Source organism: Flavobacterium sp. AK-345, from assembly GCF_058310175.1.
Genome location: NZ_JBZEER010000003.1, coordinates 319,956 through 344,685 on the forward strand (window position 1 = coordinate 319,956; position 24,730 = coordinate 344,685).

Below are 24,730 nucleotides of genomic sequence, written 5' to 3' on the forward strand. Positions count from 1 at the left end.
ACCTTGCAGGTCTACTTAAGCATTATTCAATATACCTATAAGGTTTTGAAAACCTTGCAGGAAATCGAACTAAAAACACAAACTATGAACAACCTAAAAATAAACCACCATTTCTATAAATTAATCTTAATGGTCTTGTTGTTTTCTGCTTCCGCGAAAGCACAAATCCAGAAAGTAGAACCGCCGTTTTGGTACGCCGGAATGAAAAATCCGGAATTACAGATTATGTTCTACGGAAAAAACATTGCACAATACGAAACTTCGGTTTCAAATAATGTTGTGATCAAAAATGTAGAGAAAACAGAAAACCCAAACTATCTTTTCGTAACAATTGATACGCAAAACGTAAAAGCTTCTGAATTGGTTTTCTCTTTCAAAACCAAAAATAAAGTTGCATTTACGCAGAAATATTCTCTTAAAGAAAGAAGAGCAAATTCTGCCGACAGAAAAAGTTACGATGCATCGGATATGATTTACTTAATCATGCCGGATCGTTTTGCCAACGGAAATCCAAAAAATGACAGTGATCCAGTTTTAACTGAAAAAGGTAATCGCGCAGAACCAGGTGGTCGTCATGGTGGTGATATCGAAGGAATTATTAAAAACTTAGATTATATTTCTTCTTTGGGAGCAACAACAATTTGGAGCACACCATTGTGTGAAGACAATGACAAACAACATTCGTATCATACTTACGGACAATCTGATGTTTACAAAATTGATCCGCGTTACGGAACTAACGACGATTACGCTCGTTTATCTGCAGAAATGCACAAAAAGAACATGAAACTGGTTATGGATTATGTAACGAATCACTGGGGAATTACGCATTGGATGATTCAGGATTTACCAACAAAATCATGGATTAATCAATTTGAAAATTATACTCAAACACATCACCGTCGTGAAGTTATTACAGATATTCACGCTTCAAAAACAGATCAGGAAGTTTGTGTTGATGGCTGGTTTGTGCCTTCAATGCCGGATTTGAATTTAAGAAATCCTTTGGTTTCAAAATACCTTACTCAAAATGCAATCTGGTGGATCGAATTTGCCAATCTTGACGGATTTAGAGTAGATACTTATAATTATTCTGACGCAACGGCGATGGCAAATTGGGCAAAATCAATTACAACTGAATATCCGAATTTTAATATTGTGGGTGAAATCTGGATGCACAATCAGGCGAATTTGGCGTATTGGCAAAAAGACAGTAAAATTGGCGCAATCGAAAACTACAATTCGAATTTGCCAAGTGTAATGGATTTTACGCTTCAAAGTCAAGTGGTTTCTGCATTTAGTGAAAGTGAAGGAACCTGGGATAACGGAATGATTAAATTCTACAATAATTTTGCAATGGATTATCTGTATCCAAATACCAACAACATTTTAGTTTTTGCCGAAAATCACGATACAGATCGTATGAATGATAAGTTTAAATACGATTTTGCAAAATACAAACTGGCAATGACTTTATTGGCTACAGTTCGCGGAATTCCACAATTGTATTATGGTTCAGAAATTGGAATGGGCGGCGACAAAAGCAAAGGAGATGCAGACATTCGTCAGGATTTTCCAGGAGGATGGGCAGGCGACAAAAACAATGCGCTAACCGCAGCAGGAAGAACTGCAGAACAGGCTAAATTTTTCGATTTTACCTCTAAATTATTCAACTGGAGAAAATCTAACGAAGCCGTTCATTTCGGAAAAATGACACATTATATTCCTGAAAATAATAATTACGTTTATTTCAGATATACAGATACTAAAACGGTGATGGTGGTTTTTAATAATAATGCTACAGCCCAAACTATTAAAACCAATCGTTTCAAAGAAAACATCAAAAACTTTAAGTCAGGGAAAGATATTTTGACCGGAAAAACATTTGATTTAAGTTTTGAAATTACTTTAGAACCAAAATCGGCTTTAGTTTTAGAATTGGAATAAAACATCAAAGATTTTTTTCACACAACGCATATCGTAGAGACGCACAGCAGTGCGTCTTTTTTTATGTTCAAAGAGACCTGACAGGTTTTAAAAACCTGTCAGGTCTAACAACGGTAAAATCTAACACAATATATTTCCGCCACGAATTCACGAATTATTCTTTTATAAATTCGTGAATTCATGGCGGTTTTTTCATTTATATGATTTCCTTTCTTTATCTTTAATATTCTCGCTCAAAATTAATTTTAATGAATAACGAAAATACTTCTAAACCGCCTTTCGTTTGGGAAGGAGCAAATGTTTATTTTTTACTTACCGATCGTTTTTACAATGGAAATCCATCGAACGATTTAAACTTCAACAGAATCAAAACTCCAGGAAAATTACGTGGTTTTGAAGGCGGAGATATCATCGGAATTATAAAAAAAATCGACGAAGGTTATTTTGATAAATTGGGAATAAATGCCATTTGGCTTACGCCGATTGTAGAACAAATTCACGACGGCGTTGACGAAGGAACCGGGCTTAGTTATGGTTTTCACGGTTATTGGGCGAGAGACTGGACGGCGTTAGATCCTAACTTCGGAACAAAAGAAGATTTAGCCAATCTGGTTAAAAAAGCACACGAAAAAGGAATCAGAATTATGCTTGACGGCGTTATTAATCACACCGGACCTGTAACTGCAGAAGACCCGATGTGGCCGGAAGACTGGGTGAGAACCGGAATTGTCTGCGATTATAAATCATTCGAAAACACAACGATGTGCACTTTGGTCGATAATCTTCCAGATGTTAGAACCGAAAGCAATCAGGAAGTGGAACTGCCTTCTTTTTTAATCGAAAAATGGAAAAATGAAGGTCGTTATGAAAAAGAAATTACCTCGTTAAATGAATTCTTCAAAAGAACAAATTACCCAAGAACGCCAAAATATTACATTATAAAATGGTTAACCGATTATATTCTGGAATTCGGAATTGACGGTTACAGAGCTGATACCGTAAAACATACCGACGAAGATGTTTGGGTTGACTTTAGAAAAGAATGCGATTATGCATTTGAAACCTGGAAAAAACGTCATCCCTTGGAAGTTTTAGATCAGAATCCGTTTTATACGATTGCTGAAGTTTATGGTTATGAAATAAGCGGCGGACTGGATTATGATTTTGGAGATCGAAAAGTAAACTATTTCGAAAATGGTTTTAACTGCATGATTAATTTTGAATTTAAACTCGATGCTCAAAATGATTATGAAGTTATATTTTCGAAATATTCAGCCAAACTTCAAAATGAATTAAAAGGTTTTAGCGTTCTAAATTACGTATCGTCGCACGACGATCCCACTCCTTTTGATGGAAATCGAAACAGAACTTTCGAAGCTGGAACAAAACTTCTGCTTTCTCCCGGAATTTCTCAGGTTTATTATGGTGACGAAACGGGTCGTTCTCTTGTAATTGAAGATACAGAAGGAGATGCCACTTTACGATCTTTCATGAATTGGGAAGATCTTCAGTCAAATGAAGAAACGCAGAGGATACTTTGGCATTGGCAAAAACTAGGACAATTCCGCAGAAATCATCCTGCGGTTGGAGCAGGAATACACAATATGATTTCAGATAAACCGTATATTTTTTCAAGAAGTTTTACTAAAGTTAATTATAAAGATGAAGTTGTAATTGGTTTAGATTTGGGAACTGGTCGAAAAGAACTTCCGGTTGATTCTGTTTTTGAAGATGGAACCAAATTAAAAGACGCTTTTTCGGGCAAAGAAACAGAAGTCCAAAACGGAAAAGCAATCATTGATTCTGAATACGGGCTTGTTTTGTTAGAACTTGCTTAACCGCAAATTTTTTTTGCCACGAATTACACAAATTATCACAAATTTAATTAGTGTAAATTTGTGTAATTCGTGGCGACTTTTTTATCTAATCCTTGCGTACTTTGCGTAAAACTTTGCGACCTTTGCGGTTAAACTTACTCACAAAGAAAATGCTAAAAATAGCACATCGCGGCGCCAAAGGATACGAACCAGAGAACACTTTACAGGCTTTTCAAAAGGCATTAGACTTAAATGCTGATGGAATAGAACTCGATGTTCATTTAAGTTCCGACGGATATATAATCGTAATTCACGACGAAACCATCGACAGAACAACCAATGGAAAAGGTTTTGTAAATACTTTATCTTTAAGCGAATTAAAATCGTTTTTGATTGCGGATCAACTTGAAATTCCAACGTTAAACGAAGTTTTTGATTTAATGGACAAAAAATGCCTCATCAATATTGAATTGAAAGGCATAGGAACTCCTCATAAAGTTGTTGCTTTAATTGAAGAATATATTTCGGATAAAAACTGGAATTACGAGCATTTCATCGTTTCTAGTTTTGATTGGAATTTACTGCAGGAAACATCAAATTTAAATTCAAACATTCCTATTGGCGTTTTAACAGAAGAAAATCTCGATACAGCTTTGGCTTTCGCCGAAAAAATAAAAGCGCGTGCCATTCATCCGGATTATCAATTATTGAATCAGGAAAATACCAAGGAAATACAAAAGAAAGGATTTTTAGTTTTGCCCTGGACAGTAGATTCTGATGAAGACATTCAAAAAATAAAAAGCTATAATGTAGACGGAATTATTAGTGATTTCCCGGATAAACTATAAAAAATCGTTGTAATTTTTGTCAAAGTTTAAAACTTTGACAAAAATAATTTAACAAGTCCACGCCTTAAAAATTTGTGCTAATTCGTGTAATTCGTGGCAAAAAAATAGTGGTAAACCAAATAATATGATTCAAAATTTCGACATAATTATTGTTGGCGGAGGCGCTGCAGGATTTTTTACAGCGATTAATATTGCAGAGAAAAATCCAAAACTAAAAATTGCCATTTTAGAAAGAGGAAAAGAAGTACTTTCTAAAGTCCGCGTTTCCGGCGGTGGACGTTGCAATGTTACGCACGCATGCTTTGAACCGAATGAATTAGTCAAATTTTATCCGCGTGGAGAAAAAGAACTTCGTGGCCCGTTTCATCAATTTTGTTCTGGTGACACAATTGAATGGTTTGAAAAACATGGTGTTGAACTTAAAATAGAAGATGACGGGAGAATGTTTCCGGTTTCTAATTCTTCTCAAACCATTATAGATTGTTTCTTAGAAGCAACAGGGAAACTCGGTATAAAAGTCTTAACGGGACAAAGCGTACAATCGATTTATAAAGCAGAAAATCATTGGAAAATCGATACTCAAGATACAAATTACGTTACGGAAAAATTAATTCTTGCCACAGGAAGCAATCCTAAAATTTGGGAAATGCTACAAGAAAAAGGACACGCCATTGTGAGCCCTGTTCCTTCCCTATTTACTTTTAATATCAAAGATCCTCGCATAAAAGAATTGCCTGGCGTTGCGGCACAAGTTACCGTTAACGTAAAAGATACCAAACTCGAATCGACCGGACCTTTATTAATCACGCATTGGGGAATGAGCGGACCTGCGATTCTAAAACTTTCGGCTTGGGGAGCGCGTATTTTATTCGATAAAAATTATCAGTTCACGATTTTCGTCAATTGGTTAAATGATGTTGATACGGAAGATGCCGAAAAAATCCTAAAAGACTTAAAACAGGAACATGCGAAAAAAGCAGTTTCTAAAAAATCACCTTTCGATTTCCCAAATCGCTTGTGGGAAAGTTTGGTTTTAGCTTCGGGAATTGAAACCGAAACAAAATGGGCCGATTTATCTAAAATTCAATTGCAGAATTTAGCTTCTCAATTAACAAAAGCCAAATTTCAGGTAAACGGGAAAAGTACTTTTAAAGAAGAATTCGTTACTGCGGGTGGAATTGATTTAAAAGAAATCAACTTTAAAACCATGGAAAGCAAATTACATCAGAATCTATATTTTGCCGGAGAAATTGTAAATATAGATGCCATTACGGGAGGTTTTAATTTTCAAAATGCCTGGACGAGTGGGTTTATTTTGGCCAATAATATTTAATAGAATGAAATTTAAAGGAATTATTTTTGATTTAGACGGAACCTTAGTTAATTCATTAGAAGACATTTCAGATGCCATGAATACTGTACTTACAGGTTTAAATTATCCCACTCATACTTATGATACTTATCAATATTTCATAGGAAGCGGTTTGCGAAATTTGGTAAGCAAAGCATTGCCGGCTTCAAACAATTCTAATGAACAAATTGAAATTTGTTTTGATTGTATGATCAACGAATATCGCGAAGTTTGTACTATAAAAACAAAACCATACGAAGGGATTATTGCATTATTAGATGACTTGGTCTCACGTGATATTAAATTAGTGGTCTTTTCAAACAAGGCAGACGAACTTACCAAAAAAATAGCCGCAGAAATATTTCCCAATTATTTTGACGCTGCCGTTGGTTTAAGTTCTGAAGAGCTTAAAAAACCAAATCCGTTTGAAGCTTTAGAAATAAGCAAAAGCTGGAATCTCAAACCTGAAGAAATTCTTTTCGTTGGAGATTCAGATATTGATATGCAGACTGCAATAAATGCGAATATGTTTGCTGTTGGCGTATCATGGGGTTATCGAACAGAAGAAGAATTAATTGGCAGCGGTGCTAAATTAGTAATAAATAAACCGTCGGAATTAATTGAGATATTATAAATACACATACAAACCGAATTAACAAGAATTTACAGGTTTGCTAAGTTTTCCTTAAGACGATTCTAATAATTTTACTTCAACTAAAAACCATTAGATGAAAGTAAAGTTACTTACTATAATTTCTTTTTTGACTTACCAATTTTCCATTTCTCAAACAGAAAAATTACTACACGGAAGAGTCTTTTCCAACAATTATCCACTTGATAAAGTAGAAGTTATAAATAAAACAGCCAAAACAAGTACCAGAACAAATAAAATGGGAGAATTTTCGATTGCTGTTCAGGCAAAAGATAGTTTATTGTTTTTCGCTAAAGATTACTTTTTTACACGGTTAAAAATATCACAGGAAAATATTGACCAAAACAATATTACCGTCAATATGAATATAAAAGCGGAGGAATTAAATGAAGTTGTAGTAACAAATATAAAATTTGATAAAATAAGTACTTCACAACAAGATATTGACGATATAAAATTTGCTAAAGACAATAAATCTTTGCAAAAATATACCGGTGTTTACGACGGAACTATTGCAAATGGAATGGACTTTACCAGAATGGGAACCGGACTTATAAATTTATTTAAAAAAGAGAAAGAACTCAAAAAGAAAACTGAGGAAACTGTTTTCAAAAAACTTATAGCAGCATCAATTCCTCGTGATTATTTTACCAAAGATCTAAAATTAAAATCCGAAGAAGTTGATTTATTTATTGAGTTCTGTGACGCCGACCCAAGATCAGCGAAACTTATAGAAAACAACAATATCCTAACTACAATGGATTTTTTGTATGCTAAAAATGAAATGTTTAAGAAATTAAAAACAGAATCTAAAAACTAAATCTTATCTATTCAACCACCAAATACTGGCATTCAAAATTGCTGCAAAAGCAACCCAGGCCAAATACGGAATCAATAAATAACCCGCAGTTTTATTTATTTTGATAAACTTCAAATAAGTTTCATAAATCATCAGCCATAAAAGCGCGATTTCGATTAAAGCCAACATCGGATTTTTAAGTCCGAAGAACAAATAGGACCAGATAGCATTCAAAGTCAACTGAATCAAAAAGAAAGCTAAAGCTTTTTTAACCACTTCGTTTTGTTCTTTTATTTTGTCCCAAACAAGTCCCGCTGCAACCGCCATTAAAATATAAAGTAATGTCCACATTGGCATGAAAATCCAATTTGGTGGATTAAAAATTGGTTTTATTAAGGTTGGATACCAACTTTCAACACTTGGTCTTGTAACCACACTTGCAGAATATCCTACCAATAAACAAACGATTAGGGCTATGGCGATTTTGACAGTTTTGTTCATTCTATTTTATTTTTCATCAAAAATAGTTAAAAGATATTTGAAACCATATAGTTCATTTTAGTTTGAACCCCACTTACATTTTCTTATATAACTTATATGGTGAAATAGTATAAAAACTATCTTTGCCAAAATTTTATAATTCATGTTTACAGCAACTGATTTTATTCCTAAAAAATATACTTCGACAATTGAAAACGGAAATTTTGAATGGAGCGCTCCCAGCAATATTGCGTTAGTGAAATATTGGGGAAAAAAAGACAATCAAATTCCGGCAAACCCTTCAGTAAGTTTTACGCTTAATAATTGTAAAACGATTACAAAATTGGGTTTTGAAAAGCGAGACATTTCTCCCGAAGTTTCGGGATCGCTCAATGTGACAAATTTTTCTTTTGATTTACTTTTTGAAGGAAAACCAAAAGAAGATTTCAAACCAAAAATTCAGAAGTTTTTAGAACGAATAGAAGTTTATTTGCCTTTTTTGAAAGACTATCATTTTACGATTGACACACAAAATACATTTCCACACAGTTCAGGAATTGCTTCTTCGGCATCTGGAATGGCCGCGTTGGCTATGAATTTTATGAGTCTGGAGAAAGAATTAAATCCTGAAATGACAGAGGAATATTTTTACCAAAAAGCATCATTTTTAGCCCGTTTAGGTTCTGGAAGTGCCTGCCGAAGCGTAAAAGGAAATGTTGTGGTTTGGGGAAATCAGGCTAACATTCAAGGAAGTACTGATTTATATGGAGTTCAATTTCCGTATGCAATTCATGACAACTTCAAGAATTATCAGGATACTATTTTATTGGTAGATAAAGGCGAAAAACAAGTCTCAAGTACTGTTGGACATGATTTAATGCACAATCACCCATATGCTGAACGACGTTTTGCTCAGGCACATGAAAACCTGGATCAGTTAATTGCCATTTTTGAAAGTGGAAATCTAGACGAATTCATAAAAGTTGTTGAAAGTGAAGCCTTGACTTTACACGCCATGATGATGACATCTATGCCGTATTTTATTTTGATGAAACCAAATACTTTGCAAATCATAAATGCGATTTGGAAATTTAGAAATGAAACCCAAATTCCGGTTTGTTTTACACTTGATGCAGGAGCAAATGTTCACGTTTTATATCCCGAAAACGTTAGCGAAAAAGTACTTCAATTTATTCAGGACGAATTAGTTGTATTTTGTCAGAATGGTCAGTACATTTGCGACGAAATTGGAAGCGGTGCAATGAAGCAATAATTTTTGTATCTTTAATTAAAATTTTATGTTATGGACATTCAATTAGAGAAACTCAATGCAATGAATATGTTGAAGGAAACTAATGATCCTGCACTTATTATGGCTGTTGCAAGATTGCTAAGACAGGAGAAAAATGATTGGTGGGATGATTTGACAGAAGCCCAGAAAGAAGATGTCGCTCAAAGTGAATTAGAATTTGAAAGAGGAGAATTTAAAAGCTTTGAAGATGTGATGAAAAAATATAAGGAGTGAATCTTAAAATAAATATTTCAAAAACAGCTGAAGAGAATTTAGATGCTATTTTAAATTTTATTGAAGCAAGATGGTCTAAAAAATCGAAAGAAATGTTTCTTGTGAAATTTCAAAAAGCAATTTCAATAATTAGCATGAATCCAGAAGTTTTTCCAAAATCATCAATAAATAAAAAATATCGAAAATGTGTCGTAACAAAACAATTAAGTCTCTTGTATAGTTTTGGTTCAAATGAAATTAGAATTCATTCCATTTTCGACACACGACAAGACCCAAATAAAATTAAGAAAGACATAAAATAAATATGAAAGGACCATTATTTTACTCAAAAATATTACTCTTTGGAGAATACGGAATTATTCGCGACTCTAAAGGACTTTCTATTCCTTATAATTTTTACAATGGTGCGTTGAAGAAAATCGAAGATCCTTCGGCAGAAGCAATAGCATCAAACGCAAGTTTAAAACGTTATGTAACTTATCTTGAAACTTTGCAGACAGAACAGCCTGAATTGGTTTCTTTTGATTTGGCAAGTCTAAAAAATGATGTTGAAACTGGTATGTATTTCGACTCAAGTATTCCGCAAGGATACGGAGTTGGTAGTAGCGGCGCTCTTGTTGCGGCTATTTATGATAAATATGCTACTCACAAAATAACAGTTTTAGAGAATTTAACTCGTGAAAAACTGTTACAACTAAAAAATATATTTTCTCAAATGGAGAGCTTTTTTCACGGAAAAAGTTCTGGTTTAGATCCTTTAAACAGCTATTTGAGTATCCCAATTTTAATAAATTCTAAAGATAACATTGAAGCAACCGGAATTCCTACTCAAAGTTTTGACGGAAAAGGGGCTGTATTTTTATTAGATTCCGGAATTGTTGGCGAAACAGCGCCAATGGTAAACATTTTTATGGAAAACCTAAAAGACAAAGGGTTCCGTACAATGCTTAAAAACCAATTTGTAAAATATACCGATGCCTGCGTAGAGAACTTTTTGCATGGCGACATGAAATCATTGTTTACCAATACAAAAAAACTTTCTAAAGTCGTTTTAAATAATTTTAAACCAATGATTCCTGAACAATTTCACGGAATCTGGCAAAACGGAATTGATACAAACGACTATTACCTGAAACTTTGTGGTTCTGGCGGCGGTGGTTATATTCTGGGCTTTACAGAAGATTTAGAACGTGCTAAAGCATCTTTGAAAGATTACAAATTAGAAGTTGTTTACCAATTTTAAAAAAAATTAAGCCACTTTAAAAAATTACGCTTATTTGAATATCCTTTTCTAAGTTACACTCTAAAAGTTATTTAATATGAAAAGTATTTTAAAAATTATTAAAGCAACTTTTTTAGGAGGAATTGTATTTTTAGCACCGTTAATTTTATTGCTTATTCTTTTAGAAAAAGGATTTGGTATTATTCAAAAAATTACAAATCCGATTGTTAGTCATTTTCCAAAAGTAAAAGTTTTAGGATTGGCAATAGAAGAAATTGTCGCGATTTTAATTATTGTGATTATTTGTTTTGCTGCTGGTTTGGTTGCTAAAACTACCTACGCACAAAAATTGATTCACAGATTAGAAAACGGAATTTTAAGCTTTGTTCCCGGTTATTCGTTCATGAAAAAAATGAATGAAAACATAATGGGATTTGAATCCAACGAGGATTTAAAAGTCATTTTAGTTCCTACAGATGCAGGCTTGCAATTTGCATTTTTGATTGAACAGATAGATGAAAACAACTCTGTCGTATTTATTCCCGATGCTCCAAATCCGTGGAGTGGTTCTGTGGTTTTTGTAGAAAAAAAAGACATTAAAGAAGTTGGAATCTCACAAAAACAAGCTTTGGCCTGTATTAGAAAATTAGGCTACGGATCTAAGGAATTATTAAAAAATAAACTTTGACCAACTGTTTCCTACGCTAAAAAATCTTAAATTAGACCCCAATTCCAAAATTTAAATCAAAAAATGTTAAGCAGACAGCACAAACTTTTAGTAATGAAAATTGTTGGTCTGTTCTCTGTAGTAAGAGGTTACAACATTCCTATTATTGTTTTGGCGCAATATTTATCGGCGATCTTTATATTGGCTCCGGAAAAAAGAGCCCTGGATATTTTACTAGATTTTAATTTGTTTTTAATTGTTTTTGCATCCGCGGTTACGATTGCTTCCGGCTATATTATTAATAATTTTTACGACAGCCAGAAAGATCTAATCAACAGGCCAAACAAATCTATGCTGGATAGATTGGTGAGCCAGAAAACAAAATTATCGGTTTATTTTAGCTTGAATTTCCTGGCGGTATTAATGGCCTTAATTGTTTCATGGCGAGCTTTTTTATTTTTTTCGGCTTACATTTTCCTGATTTGGTTTTACTCTCATAAAATAAAAAAATACGCGATTATTGGCAATCTAACTTCGGCTTTGCTGGCTGTTGTACCTTTTTTTGCGATTTTATTGTACTTCTATAACAAGATTTTATTTGAAGAAATCGAAAATCACATGAGTCATTTTGCAGTAATTTCGGCACATGCCATGTTTTTGTTTTTATTGTTGCTGATTAGGGAAATGATCAAGGATCTGGAAAACCTAAAAGGTGATTTGGCAAACGATTATCAAACGATTCCGATATTGTATAATGAAACGGTTTCAAAACAAATTATTACGGTTTTAACTTTTATGACCGTGATTCCGGTTTATGTTTTGGTTAATATTTATGATGTGGGTTATATGGATATTTACTTTTATATCTGTTTTATTGCCTTGCTGTTTTTTCTGATTTATTTATGGAAATCAAACTCTAAGGAACAATATTTACTGCTTCATAATGTTTTAAAACTCCTGATTGTTTCGGGTGTTTTTTGCATTGTTTTGATTAATCCGAGTGTTTTGTGGCATGGGAAGAATTTGATTTCTAATTTTTAATCTCTAAAAATGATAAGCCAAATCTTTTCATTATTTAAAAAAAGAAATAAAATAGACGACATTAGTAAAGTATCTACTTATAAAATTAAACCTGAAAGAAAAAATATTGATTTTTTAATTGGAGACAAAATTATAGAGATTAAATATCTTTCTGAATATAGAGTAGTAAACAACTGGCTTGATACGCATATTACTTTTATAAAACTGGAGCAAAATGGCATTATTTGTTTTCCATTTTCAGGTGATGAATATTTTGAAAATGAACTAATTGAAAAAAAAACAAAATCAATTTTAACTGAGCACCAAAAGATAATTTACAACAGTATAATTGAAGATATTTATTATATTGTTGATAGAGAAAACGGCGAATTTGATGAAACGCAGATAGCTTATATTGCGCTTAATAATGGCTATATTTTAGATGAAAACAGAATATCTCCATCAGGAGTCGGTGGTGCTAATATGTTCTACAGAACATTGGAAGAGTTTAAGGAAGAATTGTTTACTAATAAAATTAAAATTTACTCCTTAAAAGACAAAACCATAAAAGTCTTTTAACTAATAATATCAAAAGATATATGCACTTTTAGAATGTAATTTTCTTTGGTTTCTCAAAATGTTTAAAAGAAGCCCAATGTTTGAAACTAGCCCCGATTGCAACGGAAATCCTTTTATTTTTTCCTTTAAAAAATAAAAGATTGAAGTGAAAAGCGGGAAACCATGCCTGAAAAAAAGCCAATTGTGCTGCTTCTATAACTTCAAATAAAAATAGCTATTAATCTAAGAACAATGAACTTAGGATTATTTAGCAAGAATAAACTATCTTTGCACAAATTACAGAATTTATGAACAATAAGGAAGGCAATAATAAAAGAGGCGGATCGAGACCAAATAGCTCAAGATCAAACTCTAGCAAGCCAAAACCTCCTATGGCGAAACGTGCGCAAGGGCCAAAAAAAGTGAAACCTGCTGTTAAGGCTGCTGAAGAAGAAAAGGCAGAAAAAATCAAAAAACAGAATCAGGCTCCGAAAAGACAAAAAGCAGCAGACGAAATTCGTTTGAACAAATACATCTCTAATTCAGGTGTTTGTTCACGTCGTGATGCCGATATATATATCCAGTCTGGAAACGTTAAAGTAAATGGCGTTCCGGTTACTGAAATGGGTTATTTAGTAAAATTAAACGATGTTGTAAATTTTGACGGCGTTACTTTGACTCCTGAAAAGAAAGAATATATCTTGTTGAACAAACCTAAAAACTTTACAACTGCTCTTGATGAAGGTCAGGAATATCGTAACGTTCTGGAACTTGTACGTGGTTCTACTACGGCAAAAATTGCTCCGATTGGAAGAATGGACAAGAACACAACTGGTTTATTATTATTTACAAACGATACGGATATGATTCGTAAATTTACTTTACCGAGTCAAAAATCGTCTAAAATTTACCAGGTTTCGTTAGACAAAAATTTGAAATTTGAAGATTTAGAAAAAATCAGCAAAGGTTTAGTTCTTGACGGACATCGTGTGTTTGTTGAAGAGGTTAGTTATATTGATAATGAACCTAAAAGCGAAATTGGCTTAAAACTGCGTTCATCAAATGTAAAAGTGGTTCGAGCTATTTTCGAAAACTTTGACTATGATGTTTTACGTATCGATCGTGTATCATTTGCTGGCTTAACCAAAAAGAATTTACCAAGAGGTAACTGGCGTTTTTTGACCGAGCAAGAAATTATAAATTTGAAGAACGTCTAAGAAACGCTTCAAATTAGGCAATATAAATCCTGTTTTACTTTTGTAAAATGGGATTTTTTTTATTTAGGTGATGAAATTCTAGAAAAAGTTATGTCCAAAAAGTGTGAAAACAGATCGTCCCATTGCCTGGTTTTTTTCTTCAACAGTTTCGTGGCAAGAGAATCCAAGTATGATTTTTATTCCCGGCTGAATACTGTTTAGAATATCACGTTTTTGATCTTCTAACAATAATTTCAGATTTTTAATTAATTGTGAATTGTTTTTAAGATAAGAAACAACTAGTAGTGCAGAAAAATTAAGGATTTCGCGTGCTGTTTCACTTTTAATTCCTACTTCATTTGAGATCATTTCAGAAATTCTTCCTTTTTTATTGCTGAAAATTTCTTTAAGCAACTCGTTCCCTTCGATTCTGTAACAATCATCTACTGATAAAATTCTTCCTGAAGTAAAGTCAACTTCTCCGTAAAATGTTGAATTATCTTCTAATAGTGTGACTATGTTTTTATAAAAACCCGACTCCTCGGCTTTATTGTATAATCCCATTAGAACGGTTCCGATTGAAACATCAATTCCCTTTATCAAGAGGGCATCATTTTCGAAATAAAACTTATTTAATTTAGAAACAACATTAGAAGAAATAAAACGTCTAAGTTCAATTTGTAGGTTAGGAGTCATATGTTTAGTTTTAAAATTATTTAAATCCATTCAAAATAATCGACTAAGTGGGGCTTTTTGTCGTTTATCGTGATAAAAATATAAAATATTTTAACATTTCCAAAAATTAAGTTAAAAACTCAAGCTTTATTTTTAACGCTTTTTTTAGCGGAATTCTAAAAGTCTCAATGAACATAACCCTTTCGTTATCAAAAAGAAATAAAAAATATAAATTAAAAAAATGTTATTTTTTAAAAAATACTAAAAATATAGGAAAAATATTAACATAAATTTGATGATTAAAACAATAAAAATCTGTTTTGCCAAACTATGTTTAAAAAAATGCCAAGAAAAATAACACAAAAAAGGAAATTAATGAAGCTTGAGGCCAAAAAACCCAACAACGAACCTGTTGCCGCTTTTATTGCACGGTTATGATTTTTAGAATCGTATATCATTTCTCCAACAAAAGCACCTACAAAAGGCCCAATGATAACTCCAAATGGTATGGGAGCGATGATTCCAACAATTAGTCCAATGTTTGTTCCCCAGACTCCATATGAACTTCCGCCAAACTTTTTTGTGCCTCGTGCCGGAATAACATAATCTAAAACAGTAATTATTATTGTAATTAAAAGTGTTATCCCTAAAACCCAATAATTATTTTCGACAGCTTTTGTAAGATACAATAATAACAAACCAACCCAACAACTGGAAAGTCCCGGTAAAAAAGGTAGAAAACTACCAAAAACACCAACAATTACGCATACAAAACCGAGTATTAACAATAGTAAATCCATTTATTTTTTTGTAAATTTGCCCGTAAACCGTCAGAAAAATTAGACAATGTACAGTGTTTTTAAATTATTTTTTATGTGCACTTTGATCTTTATGATCAATAATAATGCCTATGCGCAAAATAAAAAACTGTCTGTTGACGATCAATTACTTCAGGACAGTATATATAAAAGTAATAAGAAAAAGGTTTTAAATTTCTCGATGAAAGAATTTGATTCACTTTTTTTTGAATATTTTTCCAGTAAAAATAATCCCGACTTAGTTTTAAGTAAAACAGAATTCTATACTTATACTGTTCAAATTGCTACTTTTTCTGATCGATTGGCGAAGTTATATCCTGACCAAAAAGAAGTTGCAGAACAAAATAAAGAAAAATGGCTTTCTGAAAGCTATGAAGAATATCTAGATTATAAAGCTAACCAAAAAAAATAATCGTATTTTTATAAATATAATTAGTTCAATACAATATCATAATCTTGAAGCAGTTCCCATTTTTTATAATCCTACTATTTATTAGTTCTTGTCAATACTTTGAGAAGCAGATTCCGTCTGAAAAAGAATTACTTCAAAAAGAGCTAAAATCTATCAATTGGAAAGAAGTTGACGAATTCCCATCGGTTGTTGATTGTGAAAAAGTAAACGACAAAAAACTGCGTCAACAATGTTTTTTTGAAGTAATGGCACAGCTTATTCAGGAAAAACTAGACATTGATACGCTTTCTATTCTATATCCTGAACTTGATACCATTGAGGTGAAAGTAACTATATTTCCTAACTCTTCAATGAAATTTGAACCTCAGTTTTCTAAGGATTCAGTAGCATACGATACAATTAAAATTGATAGTATTTTACAGGCTCGTTTGGTTGATTTTCCAAAAGTAAATCCTGCTATAAAACGCGGAGTTCCGGTAAAAACACAATTGATTTTACCTATAATTATTAAGGCGAAAGAAGAAAAAAAATAGTTTTTATTTCACAAACCGTCGATCTTTCCATTCGTAAGAACCAAACAAACTATACAAAGCTACACTAGTGCTGAAAAAAGGATAGAATAAACTACTCAAAAATAAATAGCGCAATCTTCTATTTGTTAAAAATTGGTTTGTTAAGCAAAGCAAAACAAAGTCAATAATAAATTTAGGGAAAACAAATAAAACTAAAAGTTGCCAGGACCAGATTCCGAAAATCAAGAGTACAAATCCAATAACAAAACTTAGATTTCCAAAGAAAACGATTAATCCTAAAGTTTTTCCGAAAATGCTTTGATACGAACTTGTTTTTGCTGCCCAACGTACCCTTTGATGAAACAGGGATTTCCAGTTTTCAGTTGGTTTGGTTAAAACAATCGCTTCTTTAGCTTTTAAATAATGAACTTCATCAGGAAATAAATCTGTGGCTTTCTGCAGTAAAAAAACATCATCGCCACTTGCAATTTTATTATTTCCATCAAATCCATTTAGTTTTTCGAACAATGATTTTGTGTAAGCAAGATTGGCTCCATTACACATAAATGCTTTTTTTATTCCGAAACTTCCAATTGTAGCTCCTTGTAAACTCGTTAAATCCAATTGCTGGAAATGATGTAAAAATGAATTTTCGCATTGATAAGAAACGGCTCCTGCCAACATGGAAACATTGTTTTCCTGAATATAATTATCAAAAGTTAAAAGCCAATTTTCAGGCACAATACAATCGGCATCGGTCGTAATAACCCAATTGGTTTTTACGTGCTGCATAGCTGTTGAAATGGCGTCTTTTTTAGGTGAATTTGAAATTCTTATGTTGTCAATTAAGCTAACGTGAAACCTGAAACCTGAAACCTGAAACTTTTCATTAGAACTATCATCCACCAAAATGACTTCAAACAAATTATTTGGATAACTGAGTTTTGCGAAACTATCTAAAAGTTTGGGTAAATTCTTTTCTTCATTCCTGAAAGGAACTATAATTGTAAAACTGGTTTTTGGTTTAAAATCTGTTTTCTGATATTTTTTTATTCGTGTAAAACCATAAACAAGTAAACTGATACTTATTATATAAATTTTTAATATGACAAATAAAATTAAACTCATTCTACCCTTTTAGTTTTGAAATTCAACACATAATAACTTCCTAAAACAACAGGCAAAACCACATTTAAGAACCACATCAAGGTACTTATAAAAACAACAATCCATTCGTTTACATGTAAAATTCCGAAGAAATAAACCGCTACACTTCCTTTTACAGCAAAGTCCAAAAATTGAAAAGTAGGTAATGATGAAGCTAAAAAGTAAACAACGGCAACTGTTGCAATCAAAGTAAAATAAGGCAAATCGACATCAAAAGCCAAAAACAAAAAGTAATATTGATGTGAGAAAACCAAATAACGCAATATGCCTAAAAAGATATTTTTTTGATGAATTGGTTTGGGAATTTCATTGATTTTATGGATCAGTTTTTCAATGGAATATCCTTTAATTTTAATCTTTTTAAAGAGTAAAGAAAATAGAATGAAGAAAAAAGATATTGCGATTATTCCCAAAACCCACCTCCAATATCCGAGAAATAACAAGCCAATTGTTCCAAATAAAACTGTTAAAATCATCTGGATTCCGTTGCAAATTAAGTTTAGGAAAACTACTCTTTTTGCTTCAGATTTTGGGTAATACAATGCTTTTCCGGCGTACTCTCCTACTCCGTTTGGCGTAAAAATCCCGGCTGTAAGTGCAGCGAGAACTTGTTTTGTAGCTTCGCCTAATGAAATTTCATGGATGACTTTGGCCAGATTCTGCCATTTTAAAATTTCGAAATATCGATTTAAAACACTCAAAAGCAATATAAATCCAATTCCTAAAACCGACTGATTTTTACGAAACAGTGTAATGAATTTTTGCCAGTCGAGTTTGTCGTTATTCGCCAACTGATTATAAATAAAGTAAAATGCGCCACCTACAATCAAAAGTTTGACTAGAAGAACAAGGAATTGCTTAGCTTTGTGAGGAATTGAAATCATGCTGCAAAAGTAATCAATTTGCAAATGTGGCAATTTGAAAATTAGAAAATGAATTATAGCATTTTTCTAGCAACTTTCGAACTTGAAACCTGAAACCTGAAACAAAATCACTTGACAAAAGAACGCATCATATTAGGCATCGACCCGGGAACTACAATCATGGGTTTTGGATTGATTAAAGTAATCAATAAAAAAATGGAATTTTTACAGCTTAACGAGTTGCAATTATCCAAATACGATAATCATTATCAGAAACTAAAAATCATTTTTGAACGTACCATCGAATTAATCGAAACGCATCATCCGGATGAAATTGCGATTGAAGCGCCTTTCTTTGGTAAAAATGTACAATCGATGTTAAAGTTGGGGCGCGCACAAGGTGTAGCAATGGCAGCGGGACTTTCGAGAGATATTCCGATTACAGAATACGAACCTAAAAAAATAAAAATGGCGATTACCGGAAACGGAAACGCCAGTAAAGAACAGGTTGCCAAAATGTTGCAACAACTCTTAGGATTGAAAGAATTACCAAAAAACCTTGATTCAACAGATGGTTTGGCTGCTGCGGTTTGTCACTTTTTTAATTCGGGAAAAATTGTTGCAGGGAAAAGTTATTCGGGTTGGGATGCTTTTGTGAAACAAAATGAGGATAAAGTGAGGAAATGATTTAATGTGGCAATTAGAAAATTAGATAATTCCCGTATTACGATTTAATTTTCTAATTCCTTAACAGTCACATTATCTCATTGACAAATTATCTAATTATCTAATTAAAATGTCAGGTATCTATATCCATATTCCTTTTTGCAAACAGGCTTGCCATTATTGCGACTTTCATTTTTCGACTTCGATGAAAAAGAAAGACGAAATGGTTTTGGCTTTAGCCAAGGAAATAGGCATGCGCAAAAATGAGTTTAATCTTCTTGATTCCGCTCAAAGTGACAATCAAATTGAAACCATTTACTTTGGCGGTGGAACGCCTTCTGTTTTGTCAAATGAAGAAATCAACTTTTTAATTGCTGAAGTTTATAAAAACTATAATGTTGTCGAAAATCCGGAAATTACGCTAGAAGCAAATCCGGATGATTTGTCTTCAAAACGAATTTTCGAATTATCAAAAAGTCCGATAAATCGCTTGAGTATTGGAATTCAGTCTTTTTATGAAGATGATTTGCAGCTGATGAATCGTGCGCATAATTCGGCGGAAGCCATAAATTGTTTGAAAGAGGCTACTAAATATTTTGACAATATTTCGCTTGATTTAATTTACGGAATTCCCGGAATGAGCGACGAAATGTGGAAACAGAATATTGAAACGGCTTTGAGTTTTGGTATTCCGCATATTTCGAGTTATGCTTTGACGGTTGAACCGAAAACGGCTTTAAGAAAACTAATCGATACCGGAAAAATTGCTGAACCTCAAGATGAAGTAGCTTCGAATCATTTTATGATTTTGGTGGAAACACTTCAACAAAATGGTTTTATTCATTATGAATTATCGAATTTTGGAAAAGAAAACTACTTCTCAAAAAATAATTCGGCTTATTGGCTGGGTAAAAAATATATAGGTATTGGCCCTTCGGCACATAGTTATGACGGTGAAAAAAGAGGCTGGAATATTGCCAATAATTCGCTTTATCTAAAATCAATTCAGGAAAATATTTTACCAATCGAAACCGAAACTCTATCTAAATCTGATCGTTATAATGAATATATTATGACAGGATTACGAACTATCTGGGGCGTTTCTTTACACAGAATAGAACAAGAATTTGGTTTGGAATATCTGGATTATCTAAAAAAACAGGTTCAGAAATTCTTAAATGACGATTTGGTTTTCATCGAAAGCAACATTCTAAAACCAACCGCAAAAGGAAAATTTTTAACGGATGGAATTGCTTCAGATTTATTTTATCTAAATTTGGAAGAATAAAATTTGCCACAAAGACACAAAGACGCAAATAAACTTTGTGACTTAGCGCCTTTGCGGCATAAAACCTTAATTTTGTGTTAGCAAAAATCAACAACTTCGAAATCGACTTATCAAAACCCATTGATATTTCAATCCCATTAACAAATACAAACGAAAACCCAATTGCGTGGTATATCGAAAAACCGGTTATTGAACCAGTTGTCTTTGGAGATTGGATTGGGAAAGTTTCTGAAGGAAAATCATCAACCAACTTCAATAATATTTTCTTCAATCCCCATGGGCATGGCACGCACACGGAATGTTTAGGGCATATTACAAATGATTTTTATAGCATTAACCAGTCTTTAAAACAATTTTTCTTTTTTGCCAAATTGATTACAGTTGAACCTGAAAAAATTGGAGATGATTTGGTTATCACAAAAAAACAAATTTTGACTGCGCTTAATGCAATAAGTGCTTCTCCCGAAGCCTCGGGATCGCTCAGCATGACAAACGGGGCTTTAATAATTAGAACGCTCCCAAACCAAAAAGACAAAAAATCAAGAAAATATTCAAATTCAAATCCACCATATTTATCTGAAGAAGCGGCAATTTTCATCCGCGAAAGCGAAATTCAGCATTTATTAATCGATTTGCCAAGTGTTGACAAGGAACATGACGAAGGAAAATTATTGGCACACAAAGCTTTTTGGAACGTAAAAGACACACACAACTTAAATAATGACGCACGTTTTGAGGCCACAATTACAGAAATGATTTTTGTGCCGAATGAAATTAAAGATGGAGATTATTTGCTAAATCTTCAAATCGCTTCATTTGAAAATGATGCAAGTCCGAGTAAACCTGTTTTGTATTCGATCGCAAACTTTTGATAATTAGTTGATAATTGATTTTTAAATTAGTAGTTTTATGATTACTAATGCTTAATTATCTGCATTGAAAACTGCCACGAAACAAAGTTTAAATCGAATGAATCTGAATGCCATTTTTACATGTGCATTTCTGCTTTTTGTTTTTAGCTCTGCAAAATTATTAAGCCAGAATAAATCAGAAAAAGACACGGTCAATTTTATTTATTATCCAGATAAAATAATGGTTCGCGCAAATGTAAGTACTCAAAACGATACTTATTTACTGACCAATAAAAACGGTCCAAATCTGGATTTAGAAACCAATAATAGTTACAAACTTTTTTTAAGTATCGATTATAAATTTATCGGTTTTAGTTATGGTTTTTATCCGAAGTTTTTTGGTGGAAATAAAGATGAAGACTTAAAAGGAAAATCTTCTTTCTCAGATTATAATTTTCGTTTCTTTTTAGGAAGATGGCTTCAAACGGCTTCATTTAGCAAAACAAGAGGATATTACGTAGAAAACATGTCTGAATTTGACCCAAATTGGGTAGAAGGAAAAGATCCGTATCTTAAGTTTCCGGATTTTAAAACCGTGCAATACGGAATGTCGACATCGTATCTTTTTAATCCAAAATTCTCTCTTAAAAGTATAACTTCGTTCACCGAATGGCAAAAAAAGAGTGCCGGAAGTTTTATTCCGTCGCTGATTTACAGCTATAACAGAATTATTTCGAAATTCGATGATCTTAATGGAAAACAAAAAGAATTCGATGTTAGATTAGCCGCAGGGTATTATTATAACTTCATTATTCACAAAAACTTTTATATTGCTCCACATTTATCACCTTCGATTGGTGTGAAATTTTTACATGACAAAAGTATTGATTCGGGAGTTGAGACTATTGAAAAGGATACATACTTTACCCGAAACATTGAAGGCGGTATTAAAATAGGCTATAACAGCAATCGCATACTTTGCGGTGCAAGTTTAAATTTTGATGACAGTTCGTATAATCAGGATAAAACAACGGTAATTACAAATGGTAAAGTCTACGGATTATTGTATTTTGGCTACCGTTTTGATGCTCCTGAATTTGTGAGTAAGCCAATTGAAAAAGTTGGTGAAAAAATTAAAATGTAATAAAAAATATTGTGGAGAAAAATTAAAAATTTTAACCTCCCTAATTGTTTTTTAACGCAGAGGACACAAAGGTTTTTCGCAGAGTTCACTAAGATTTTAAGTTGTGTTTACACAATCTAAGTACGCAAAGTTTTACGAAAGGTGCGCAAATATTAGATAAAAAAGTTGCCACGAATTTCACAAATTATCACAAATTTAATTAGTGTAAATTTGTGAAATTTGTGGCAAAACTAAACATTATATAAGTATTTTTGAAGCATAATAATTCTCAAAAATTATGAATCAGATTACCGTTTCGACAGATAAAACAAAACTTAATGTTCCGTTTATACAAAACTTTCTAAAAGATATTTATTGGGCTGCCGGCCGAACTATCCAGGAAGTGCAGATTACAATTGATGCTTCGGTTTGTTTTGGAATTTATTTAGATGACAATCAAATTGGTTTTGCACGTGTCATTACAGATTATGTGGTTTTTGGCTACGTAATGGATGTTTTCATTACAGAAGAGCATCGCGGTAAAGGTTATTCGTCTGTTTTAATTGAAAAAATGATGAACGAACCGATTTTAAAAGACATTAAAATTTGGCGTCTGGCAACAACAGATGCTCATTTTTTATACGAGAAATTTGGCTTTAAACCTTTAGAACATCCTGAAAAAATGATGGAAAAGAAACTATGAAAACAGTTATTAAATTAGAAGAAGTTGGTTTATTTATTCTCGGAATCTATTTATTTAGTCTCCTGAATTATCAATGGTGGTGGTTTTTGGTTTTGCTTCTCACGCCCGATTTTTCGATGCTGGGTTACGCTTTTAATAATAAAACGGGAGCCTTTATGTATAATATATTTCATCACAGAGGAATTGCAGTTTTAATTTATTTAACAGGCTGCTATCTAAAATTAGCATCATTGCAACTTGTTGGTGTAATCTTATTTTCGCATTCGGCAATGGATCGAATCTTTGGTTATGGATTGAAATATGAACAAGGTTTTAAGTACACTCATTTAGGTGAAATTGGTAAATAATATAGAAGATGAATTTAGAAACGTTTTACGAATATTGTCTTTCTAAAAAAGGCACAACAGAACATTTTCCGTTTGATGAAGACACTTTGGTTTTTAAAGTTGGCGGAAAAATATTTGCTCTATCTTCCTTGTCACAATGGGAGAAAAATGAGCAGGCAGTCAATTTAAAATGTGATCCGGAGCGTGCTCAGGAATTGCGAGCCGAATATGACGAGATAAAACCGGGCTTTCATATGAGCAAGGTACATTGGAATACAATTGCTTTAAACGGAAATTTATCGACTGCTTTTGTAAAAGAACTTATTGATCATTCGTATGAATTGGTTTTCAAAAGTTTGACGAAGAAAATTCAGAATGAAATTATTGAATTAGAAAATTAGGCATTACATTTGCAGCGTAAGACAACAAAACTTAGCAATTTATCACCCCATGAAAGAACAATTTAAAAAATTTCTAAACGAAGAACAAGACCCAAAAGCGATTGAAAAAATCACTTCAAAACTCAACGATTTGTTGATGAAAGGTGAAGAAGTTGGATATATTGCGGTTCAAAAAAAACCGGCAATTACTGTTTTTCCTGATAGTATTGTATTAACAAACAAACGAATCATTATTTGTAAGCCTAAAAATTTAGGTCTTTCAATGGATTTTACAGATTACACTTGGGATGATATTGCGGGTGCTTTTGTAAAAGAAAATATTTTAGGTTCTGAATTCTCATTTAACACGAATACAGACTTGTCTATTTCAATTGATTATATTCCGAAAATTCAGGCTCGAAAAATATATACTTACGCAAAAGAACAATTGGATTTACTTAAAAATCCCGTGATTATTTCTGCTCCAACTATAGAAACTGCTTCATCTGCAGAACCTGAAATCGAAGATACAATTGAGGAAGTAGAAACAGAAGAAGTTACCAATTATGCTGAAATTATGCCGGCAACAACACCTTCTTATACGGAAACTTACGAGCCAATTCAGCCTCAAACTCCAACAGGAGATCGTAAATTAAGTGAATTATCAAAAGAAGAACTTTTTGATAAATTACAGAATTATAAAAAACTATTGGACAACGGATTAATCATGCAAGGTGAATATGATGCGTTCAAAAAAGAAATATTAAGTTATATGTAAAAATTTCTAACCGCAAGGTTCGCAAAAGATTTACGCAAAACACACTAAGAAAAGCATAAAAAAACCATCAGCCAAACTGATGGTTT

General features: G+C 32.6%; 29 protein-coding genes. 24 read left to right on the plus strand and 5 right to left on the minus strand.

Annotation, left to right across the window (positions count from 1 at the left end; genetic code table 11):
- Positions 1-84 precede the first annotated feature (84 nt).
- The 6 genes from AC4FQ3_RS08235 to AC4FQ3_RS08260 all read left to right on the plus strand — a co-directional run bounded on the left by AC4FQ3_RS08235 (position 85) and on the right by AC4FQ3_RS08260 (position 7,435).
- On the plus strand, positions 85-1,947 hold the full coding sequence (locus tag AC4FQ3_RS08235) for a glycoside hydrolase family 13 protein (protein WP_491181543.1): 1,863 nt from the start codon (positions 85-87) through the stop codon (positions 1,945-1,947).
- A gap of 248 nt (positions 1,948-2,195) precedes the next feature.
- Entirely contained in the window at positions 2,196-3,785 is a 1,590-nt protein-coding gene (locus tag AC4FQ3_RS08240; RefSeq protein WP_491181544.1) for an alpha-amylase family glycosyl hydrolase, read from the plus strand.
- Between the two features lie 149 nt (positions 3,786-3,934).
- Positions 3,935-4,612: a glycerophosphodiester phosphodiesterase gene (locus AC4FQ3_RS08245; RefSeq protein ID WP_491181545.1), complete on the plus strand. Its 678-nt coding sequence runs from the start codon at positions 3,935-3,937 to the stop codon at positions 4,610-4,612.
- 124 nt (positions 4,613-4,736) lie between these two features.
- A complete protein-coding gene (locus AC4FQ3_RS08250; protein WP_491181546.1) occupies positions 4,737-5,945 on the plus strand; it encodes a BaiN/RdsA family NAD(P)/FAD-dependent oxidoreductase in 1,209 nt (402 codons plus the stop codon).
- Positions 5,946-5,949: 4 nt separating this feature from the next.
- Positions 5,950-6,597, plus strand: coding sequence for an HAD family hydrolase (locus AC4FQ3_RS08255; protein WP_491181547.1), 648 nt, complete (start codon positions 5,950-5,952; stop codon positions 6,595-6,597).
- 94 nt (positions 6,598-6,691) lie between these two features.
- Positions 6,692-7,435 (plus strand): BamP family beta-assembly machinery protein, encoded by a 744-nt coding sequence (locus AC4FQ3_RS08260; protein ID WP_491181548.1) that lies wholly within the window; start codon positions 6,692-6,694, stop codon positions 7,433-7,435.
- Positions 7,436-7,438: 3 nt separating this feature from the next.
- Here AC4FQ3_RS08260 and AC4FQ3_RS08265 read toward each other — a convergent pair whose 3' ends face one another.
- Entirely contained in the window at positions 7,439-7,915 is a 477-nt protein-coding gene (locus AC4FQ3_RS08265) for a TspO/MBR family protein (RefSeq protein WP_491181549.1), read from the minus strand.
- A gap of 142 nt (positions 7,916-8,057) precedes the next feature.
- Between AC4FQ3_RS08265 and AC4FQ3_RS08270 the strand changes: the two genes are divergently transcribed.
- From AC4FQ3_RS08270 to AC4FQ3_RS08305, 8 genes are all read left to right on the plus strand, one after another.
- Positions 8,058-9,167: a diphosphomevalonate decarboxylase gene (locus AC4FQ3_RS08270; RefSeq protein WP_491181550.1), complete on the plus strand. Its 1,110-nt coding sequence runs from the start codon at positions 8,058-8,060 to the stop codon at positions 9,165-9,167.
- A 30-nt stretch (positions 9,168-9,197) separates the two neighbouring features.
- Positions 9,198-9,419: a hypothetical protein gene (locus AC4FQ3_RS08275; RefSeq protein WP_042563389.1), complete on the plus strand. Its 222-nt coding sequence runs from the start codon at positions 9,198-9,200 to the stop codon at positions 9,417-9,419.
- Positions 9,416-9,721: a type II toxin-antitoxin system RelE/ParE family toxin gene (locus AC4FQ3_RS08280; RefSeq protein ID WP_491181551.1), complete on the plus strand. Its 306-nt coding sequence runs from the start codon at positions 9,416-9,418 to the stop codon at positions 9,719-9,721. Before AC4FQ3_RS08275 ends, AC4FQ3_RS08280 begins: the two co-directional genes overlap by 4 nt.
- Positions 9,722-9,723: 2 nt before the next feature.
- Positions 9,724-10,662, plus strand: a complete 939-nt coding sequence (locus AC4FQ3_RS08285; RefSeq protein WP_302094406.1) for a mevalonate kinase family protein — start codon at positions 9,724-9,726, stop codon at positions 10,660-10,662.
- 76 nt (positions 10,663-10,738) lie between these two features.
- Positions 10,739-11,329: a DUF502 domain-containing protein gene (locus AC4FQ3_RS08290; protein ID WP_042563386.1), complete on the plus strand. Its 591-nt coding sequence runs from the start codon at positions 10,739-10,741 to the stop codon at positions 11,327-11,329.
- 63 nt (positions 11,330-11,392) lie between these two features.
- Positions 11,393-12,349 carry a geranylgeranylglycerol-phosphate geranylgeranyltransferase gene (locus tag AC4FQ3_RS08295; RefSeq protein WP_491181552.1) on the plus strand — a complete coding sequence of 319 codons (957 nt, stop codon included), beginning with the start codon at positions 11,393-11,395 and terminating at the stop codon, positions 12,347-12,349.
- 9 nt (positions 12,350-12,358) lie between these two features.
- On the plus strand, positions 12,359-12,907 hold the full coding sequence (locus AC4FQ3_RS08300; protein WP_491181553.1) for a hypothetical protein: 549 nt from the start codon (positions 12,359-12,361) through the stop codon (positions 12,905-12,907).
- 287 nt (positions 12,908-13,194) lie between these two features.
- A complete protein-coding gene (locus AC4FQ3_RS08305; protein WP_042563384.1) occupies positions 13,195-14,103 on the plus strand; it encodes a pseudouridine synthase in 909 nt (302 codons plus the stop codon).
- A 78-nt stretch (positions 14,104-14,181) separates the two neighbouring features.
- On the opposite strand, the gene AC4FQ3_RS08310 is transcribed toward AC4FQ3_RS08305, so the two are convergent.
- Both AC4FQ3_RS08310 and AC4FQ3_RS08315 read right to left on the minus strand, forming a co-directional pair.
- Positions 14,182-14,778 carry a DUF937 domain-containing protein gene (locus tag AC4FQ3_RS08310; RefSeq protein WP_042563383.1) on the minus strand — a complete coding sequence of 199 codons (597 nt, stop codon included), beginning with the start codon at positions 14,776-14,778 and terminating at the stop codon, positions 14,182-14,184.
- 278 nt (positions 14,779-15,056) lie between these two features.
- Positions 15,057-15,557, minus strand: a complete 501-nt coding sequence (locus AC4FQ3_RS08315; protein WP_491181554.1) for a DUF456 domain-containing protein — start codon at positions 15,555-15,557, stop codon at positions 15,057-15,059.
- A gap of 73 nt (positions 15,558-15,630) precedes the next feature.
- On the opposite strand from AC4FQ3_RS08315, the gene AC4FQ3_RS08320 reads away from it, so the two are divergent.
- A complete protein-coding gene (locus AC4FQ3_RS08320) occupies positions 15,631-15,987 on the plus strand; it encodes a hypothetical protein (RefSeq protein ID WP_124020494.1) in 357 nt (118 codons plus the stop codon).
- Positions 15,988-16,031: 44 nt separating this feature from the next.
- Entirely contained in the window at positions 16,032-16,520 is a 489-nt protein-coding gene (locus tag AC4FQ3_RS08325) for a hypothetical protein (RefSeq protein ID WP_073394779.1), read from the plus strand.
- 3 nt (positions 16,521-16,523) lie between these two features.
- On the opposite strand, the gene AC4FQ3_RS08330 is transcribed toward AC4FQ3_RS08325, so the two are convergent.
- Both AC4FQ3_RS08330 and AC4FQ3_RS08335 read right to left on the minus strand, forming a co-directional pair.
- On the minus strand, positions 16,524-17,627 hold the full coding sequence (locus tag AC4FQ3_RS08330) for a glycosyltransferase family 2 protein (RefSeq protein WP_491181555.1): 1,104 nt from the start codon (positions 17,625-17,627) through the stop codon (positions 16,524-16,526).
- The gene (locus AC4FQ3_RS08335) at positions 17,624-18,550 is read right to left on the minus strand and encodes a hypothetical protein (protein WP_491181556.1); all 927 of its coding nucleotides are present in this window, start codon (positions 18,548-18,550) and stop codon (positions 17,624-17,626) included. Before AC4FQ3_RS08335 ends, AC4FQ3_RS08330 begins: the two co-directional genes overlap by 4 nt.
- 111 nt (positions 18,551-18,661) lie before the next feature.
- Between AC4FQ3_RS08335 and ruvC the strand changes: the two genes are divergently transcribed.
- The 8 genes from ruvC to AC4FQ3_RS08375 all read left to right on the plus strand — a co-directional run bounded on the left by ruvC (position 18,662) and on the right by AC4FQ3_RS08375 (position 24,644).
- A complete protein-coding gene (gene ruvC, locus AC4FQ3_RS08340; RefSeq protein ID WP_026982724.1) occupies positions 18,662-19,216 on the plus strand; it encodes a crossover junction endodeoxyribonuclease RuvC in 555 nt (184 codons plus the stop codon).
- Between the two features lie 109 nt (positions 19,217-19,325).
- Entirely contained in the window at positions 19,326-20,483 is a 1,158-nt protein-coding gene (hemW, locus tag AC4FQ3_RS08345) for a radical SAM family heme chaperone HemW (protein ID WP_491181557.1), read from the plus strand.
- A 74-nt stretch (positions 20,484-20,557) separates the two neighbouring features.
- The gene (locus AC4FQ3_RS08350) at positions 20,558-21,355 is read left to right on the plus strand and encodes a cyclase family protein (RefSeq protein ID WP_491181558.1); all 798 of its coding nucleotides are present in this window, start codon (positions 20,558-20,560) and stop codon (positions 21,353-21,355) included.
- 97 nt (positions 21,356-21,452) lie between these two features.
- The gene (locus tag AC4FQ3_RS08355; RefSeq protein WP_491181559.1) at positions 21,453-22,478 is read left to right on the plus strand and encodes a DUF4421 family protein; all 1,026 of its coding nucleotides are present in this window, start codon (positions 21,453-21,455) and stop codon (positions 22,476-22,478) included.
- Positions 22,479-22,755: 277 nt separating this feature from the next.
- Entirely contained in the window at positions 22,756-23,160 is a 405-nt protein-coding gene (locus tag AC4FQ3_RS08360; RefSeq protein ID WP_491181560.1) for a GNAT family N-acetyltransferase, read from the plus strand.
- Positions 23,157-23,507, plus strand: a complete 351-nt coding sequence (locus AC4FQ3_RS08365; protein ID WP_491181561.1) for a DUF4260 domain-containing protein — start codon at positions 23,157-23,159, stop codon at positions 23,505-23,507. The genes AC4FQ3_RS08360 and AC4FQ3_RS08365 overlap by 4 nt, the downstream gene beginning before the upstream one ends.
- Before the next feature lie 8 nt (positions 23,508-23,515).
- Positions 23,516-23,887 (plus strand): MmcQ/YjbR family DNA-binding protein, encoded by a 372-nt coding sequence (locus tag AC4FQ3_RS08370; protein ID WP_073394763.1) that lies wholly within the window; start codon positions 23,516-23,518, stop codon positions 23,885-23,887.
- Between the two features lie 49 nt (positions 23,888-23,936).
- Entirely contained in the window at positions 23,937-24,644 is a 708-nt protein-coding gene (locus AC4FQ3_RS08375; protein WP_491181562.1) for a PH domain-containing protein, read from the plus strand.
- Positions 24,645-24,730: the final 86 nt, after the last annotated feature.